Source organism: Rhizobium sp. P1_E1 (assembly GCF_056406015.1).
This window is the reverse complement of the sequence record NZ_JBFUAY010000300.1, coordinates 1-4,485: the sequence shown is the minus strand read 5'-3', so window position 1 is coordinate 4,485 and position 4,485 is coordinate 1. Positions and strand designations below refer to the sequence as shown.

Sequence of the window (4,485 nt, the reverse complement as noted above, 5' to 3'; positions counted from 1 at the left end):
CCTGCTTCAGCGCGTGGATTGCCAGATGGATTGCCAGCGTGGCGCCTGTCGCGCCGAATTTTGCCAGTGTCTCGTCGTTCGGCATTGGTGACGCGCGGCCGGAAACGCGGGTCAGCACCAGGCTCTGCGCCACGGCCGGGATCGTCAGCTCTCGGCCGAGGGCTGAGGCTGCGGCGGCAAARGCCGGAACGCCTGGCGTCATCGTATAGTCGATGCCGTGTTTTTGAAGCCGGCGCACCTGCTCGGCGACCGCACTCCAGACCGAGAGATCGCCGGAATGCAGCCGGGCGACATCCTGGCCCGCCGCGGCAGCGCGAAGATATTCTGCCTCGATCTCGTCGAGCGACATCGGCGCCGTATCGACGATGCGCGCGCCCGCCGGACAATATTGCAGCAGTTCGGCCGAGACGATCGAGCCGGCATAGAGACAGACCGGGCACCGGGCGATGAGATCACGGCCACGCACCGTGATCAGATCCGCAGCACCTGGTCCCGCGCCGATGAAATGCACCGTCATCTCGTCATCCTTTCGTCCAGCGCCACTGCGTTACCGGCATGGCCGGCCGCCAGCCGGTCATGCCGCCGACGGGCTGGGCGCGCGATATTTCGATTCGCGTGAGGAAGCCGCCGCGTTTGGCATGTTCACTGAGCAGCAGCGCTTCCATCTCCAGCGTCACGGCATTGGCAACAAGCCGCCCTCCTCGCTTTAGCGCGGCAATCGCGGCATCGATAACGCCCGGTTCGCTGCCGCCGCCGCCGAGGAAGATCACATCCGGTTCCGGCAGGCCCTTCAGCGCATCGGGTGCCGTACCCTCAATGACGGCGAGATGCGGTACGCCGAAGGCGGATGCATTGCGGGCGACCCGTGCGGCCCGTTCCGGCGATTGTTCGACGGCGATTGCCCTCAGGCTGGGATCGGCCAGCATCCACTCGATGCCGATCGATCCCGAGCCTGCGCCAATATCCCAGAGCAGCTCGCCGTGACGCGGCGCGAGCGCCGAAAGCGTCATCGCCCGGATTTCACGTTTGGTGATCTGTCCGTCATGCTCGAACAGTTCGTCTTCGAGCCCTGCGGCAAAAGGCAGGATGCGAGCCCCCTCCCCTGCCGCAACATCGACGGCGCAGACATTCAGGGGATCGATGTCCACGAGATCAAAATCCGCAGCCACAGCACTTCTTTGCCGTTCCCGAGCACCGCCAAGCGCCTCGAGCACCGTAAGTCGCGACTGACCGAAGCCAGCAGCAGTCAGCAGGGCAGCCAGTTCACGGGGGCCCTTGTCGTCCGAGGTCAGCGCGAGGATGCGCCGCCCGGGGTGCAGATGCGGCTGGATCAGGCCGATCGGCCGTCCATGCAGCGAGATCGTCGCGACGTCCTGCAGCGGCCAGCCAAGGCGGGAGGCGGCAAGGCTGAAGGCTGATGCTGCGGGGATGGCGCGCATCTCTTCCGCTGCCACATGGCGGGAGAGCGTTGCGCCGACGCCATAGAGGAAGGGATCGCCAGAGGCGAGCACGACAATAGGCGTGCCGCGCCTTTCGAGGATAGCGTCGACCGAGCGCTCGAACGGGCTCTGCCAGGAAAGCCTTTCGCATGTGATCAGCGACGCGGCAAGCGCATGGTGCCGCGCGCCACCGAAGACGGCGGATGCGGTCGCGATCAGCCTCTTCGCCTCCTCGCCCAACCCTTCTGGACCATCCTCCCCGATGCCGATAATAGTCAGCCAACGCTGACCGGACGGAGGAGCGACATCAGACATGGGACGACCCCGCATCTTGATCCTCGGCGGCACCAGCGAGGCGCGGCTGCTTGCCGAGGCGCTCGCGGCGCGGGATGATTGCGATGTTTTGTTGTCGCTTGCCGGTCGCACCGAAAAACCGGCCATGCAGACTGTTCCGGTTCGTATCGGCGGTTTCGGCGGCGCTACCGCACTCGCCGCTTTCCTGAAGGCCGGCGGATATGACCTGTTGATCGACGCCACGCATCCCTTCGCCGAGCGCATTTCGGCCAATGCCGCTTTCGCGGCTGAGGCCAGCGGTATCGCTGCCATCGCACTGCGCCGTCCCGAATGGCAACGCCGGCCGGGCGATCGATGGCGGGACGTGCAGAGCATTCCGGCTGCCATCGATGCGCTTGGCCCCTCCCCCCGCCATGTCTTCCTGGCGACGGGCCGGCAGGGTGCCCATCATGCGGAAGCCGCACCGCAACATCATTATCTCATTCGCAGCGTCGATCCCGTCGAACCGCCGCTTGCGCTTGCGAATGTCGACTATGTCCTTGATCGCGGTCCGTTTACGCTGGAAGGCGAATGCGATCTGCTGAGACAGCACGATATCGACGTCATCGTCGCCAAGAACAGCGGCGGTGCCGCCACCTATGCGAAGATCGAGGCAGCCCGCCTGCTCGGTATCGAGGTGATAATGGTGGCGCGCGCTCCGGCCTCGATCGTCAAAGCGGTGGAAACTGTCGAGGCGGCGCTGGCGGCGATCGATCACCTGTTTCCTCCCGCCATGAAACGCGGCGTATAGACGAGGTCCAGTCGGCCTGGCCGCGTGACGATGCGTGTCTCGGCCGAGCCGATGATGATGCAGGTCGCCATATCGGCAATCGACGCATCCGCCTGCGACAGCGGCTGGACTGCGATGCGCTCGTCGGGGCGCCCGGCCGCGCGCCCGAAAATAACCGGCGTTGCTGGGGGCAGATGGTTGCGCAACAGCTTGAAGGCGTCGCCGAGCTGCCACGGCCGCGCTCGGCTGATCGGATTATAGAGCGCGATGACGAAACCCGCTTTTGCTGCCAGTTCAAGGCGGGTTTCTATTATATTCCAAGGCTTTAGATTGTCAGACAGCGATATGGCGCAGAAATCGTGGCCAAGCGGGGCACCGGCTCTTGCCGCCACGGCCAGCATCGCGGTAATGCCGGGCAGAATGGTGAGATCGACCGAGCGCCAGGCGGCCGGCCCGTTCTCGATTGCCTCGCAGACGGCGGCAGCCATGGCGAAGACGCCGGGGTCGCCGCCGGAGACGACGCAGACCTTCGCGCCGTCAGCCGCCATGGCGAGGGCTGCCCCCGCCCTGTCGAGCTCCTCGCGATTGTCCGAGGCATGGCGCAGCTGATCGTCGCGGAGCTGCAGCCTGTCGAGATAGGGTCCGTAGCCGAAGAAATCCGTTGCCTGGTCGACGACGGTCAAAGCCTCCGGCGTCATCTGCTCGGGATTGCCGGGACCGGTGCCGATCACGAAAAGCCTGCCGCTCATCGGCTCGCCTCCCAGCCCGGGACCAGCACCAGCGAAAAATACGGCGCGTCGCCATCGGTCCTGTCGGCGAGCTTTTCCATCGCCGCATTCGCCATGGTGCCGCGCTCGACATAGACGGCTTCCGCAAGCCGGCCGGCCGCTGCGAGCGCCCGGCGGATCTTCGGCAGATTACGGCCGACCTTCATGATGACGGCGGCTTGCGTATCGGCGAGGCGGCGCGTCAGCTCGGTCTCAGCCATCGTACCGGGCAGTACGGTAAGCACGTCGTCGCCCTGGACGATCGGCATGCCGGCAAGCGACCAGCAGCCTGACATGGCGCTGATGCCGGGGATCACTTCCGTCGGGTAGCGCTGGGAAAGCCTGACATGCAGGTGCATATAGGAGCCGTAGAAGAGCGGATCGCCTTCGCTGAGAACGGCGACGGTCAGCCCGGCATCGAGATGCCTGGCGACCGCTTTGGCAGACAGATCGTAGAATTGGGTGATCAGGCTCTGATAGCGTTCGTCGTTCTTGTCGATCTCGGTCGTCACCGGATAATAGAGCGGCAGCAGCGTCACGCCGGATTTCAGCAGCGGCTCGACGATCGCCTTGCCGTTGCCGCCCCTGCCCTGTTTGGCGAAATAGGCGATCACATCCGCGCCTTCGATGGCGCGCACGGCTTTGAGGGTGAGGAGCTCCGGGTCGCCAGGACCCGTGCCAACGCCGATGAGACGGCCGCTTGTCGTCATAGGCCCGGCCTCGCCAATGCATTGATGGCGGCTGCCGTCATGGCGCTGCCGCCGAGCCGGCCGCGGACGATGGCAAAGGGTACGCCGTAGGAATTTTCCGCCAATGCATCCTTGGATTCCGCCGCGCCGACGAAGCCCACCGGCATGCCGAGGATCGCCGCGGGTTTCGGGGCGCCGTCGCGCAGGAGTTCAAGCAGATGGAAGAGGGCGGTCGGCGCATTGCCGATCGCGACAACGCTGCCGCCGAGCCGATCGAGCCAGAGATGCATGGCGGCGGCCGAACGCGTATTGCCGGTCTCGCGCGCAAGCTCCGGTGTCGCGGGATCGCGCAGCGTGCAGATCACCTCGTTCAGCGCCGGCAGCCGCGCCCGGGTGACGCCCTGGGACACCATTTCCGCGTCGCAGAAAATCGGCGCCCCACCCTTCAGCGCATCGCGCGCTGCGCTGACGAAATCGGYGGAAAACAGGAAATGCTCCGCTGCCTCGACCAGCCCGCAGGCATGGAT

The 4,485-nt window shown here is 65.5% G+C and carries 6 protein-coding genes; 1 reads left to right on the top strand and 5 read right to left on the bottom strand.

The features are described 5' to 3' along the window. A partial coding sequence (locus AC1D1Z_RS34405; RefSeq protein WP_477853265.1) for a cobalt-precorrin-4/precorrin-4 C(11)-methyltransferase occupies window positions 1-517 on the bottom strand: 517 nt, incomplete at its 3' end. Between the two features lie 4 nt (window positions 518-521). Then, complete coding sequence (gene cbiE, locus AC1D1Z_RS34400) at window positions 522-1,754, bottom strand: precorrin-6y C5,15-methyltransferase (decarboxylating) subunit CbiE (RefSeq protein WP_477853263.1); 1,233 nt, start codon at window positions 1,752-1,754, stop codon at window positions 522-524. Between cbiE and AC1D1Z_RS34395 the strand changes: the two genes are divergently transcribed. Continuing rightward, window positions 1,753-2,523 (top strand): cobalt-precorrin-6A reductase, encoded by a 771-nt coding sequence (locus tag AC1D1Z_RS34395; RefSeq protein ID WP_446968439.1) that lies wholly within the window; start codon window positions 1,753-1,755, stop codon window positions 2,521-2,523. The two genes, cbiE and AC1D1Z_RS34395, sit on opposite strands and share 2 nt — an antisense overlap. Here AC1D1Z_RS34395 and AC1D1Z_RS34390 read toward each other — a convergent pair. The 3 genes from AC1D1Z_RS34390 to AC1D1Z_RS34380 all read right to left on the bottom strand — a co-directional run. Further along, a complete protein-coding gene (locus AC1D1Z_RS34390; RefSeq protein ID WP_018246215.1) occupies window positions 2,487-3,251 on the bottom strand; it encodes a precorrin-3B C(17)-methyltransferase in 765 nt (254 codons plus the stop codon). The two genes, AC1D1Z_RS34395 and AC1D1Z_RS34390, sit on opposite strands and share 37 nt — an antisense overlap. Continuing rightward, window positions 3,248-3,979, bottom strand: a complete 732-nt coding sequence (locus AC1D1Z_RS34385; RefSeq protein ID WP_047618190.1) for a precorrin-2 C(20)-methyltransferase — start codon at window positions 3,977-3,979, stop codon at window positions 3,248-3,250. The genes AC1D1Z_RS34390 and AC1D1Z_RS34385 overlap by 4 nt, the downstream gene beginning before the upstream one ends. Continuing rightward, window positions 3,976-4,485 (bottom strand): precorrin-8X methylmutase (locus tag AC1D1Z_RS34380; protein WP_477853261.1); only part of this gene is annotated, 510 nt, incomplete at its 5' end. The genes AC1D1Z_RS34385 and AC1D1Z_RS34380, both read right to left, overlap by 4 nt.

Coding starts and splice junctions, on each gene's coding strand:
- AC1D1Z_RS34385 (WP_047618190.1), bottom strand. CDS start 3,979: ATGACGACAAGCGGCCGTCTCATCGGCGTTGGCACGGGTCCTGGCGAC.
- AC1D1Z_RS34395 (WP_446968439.1), top strand. CDS start 1,753: ATGGGACGACCCCGCATCTTGATCCTCGGCGGCACCAGCGAGGCGCGG.
- AC1D1Z_RS34390 (WP_018246215.1), bottom strand. CDS start 3,251: ATGAGCGGCAGGCTTTTCGTGATCGGCACCGGTCCCGGCAATCCCGAG.
- cbiE (WP_477853263.1), bottom strand. CDS start 1,754: ATGTCTGATGTCGCTCCTCCGTCCGGTCAGCGTTGGCTGACTATTATC.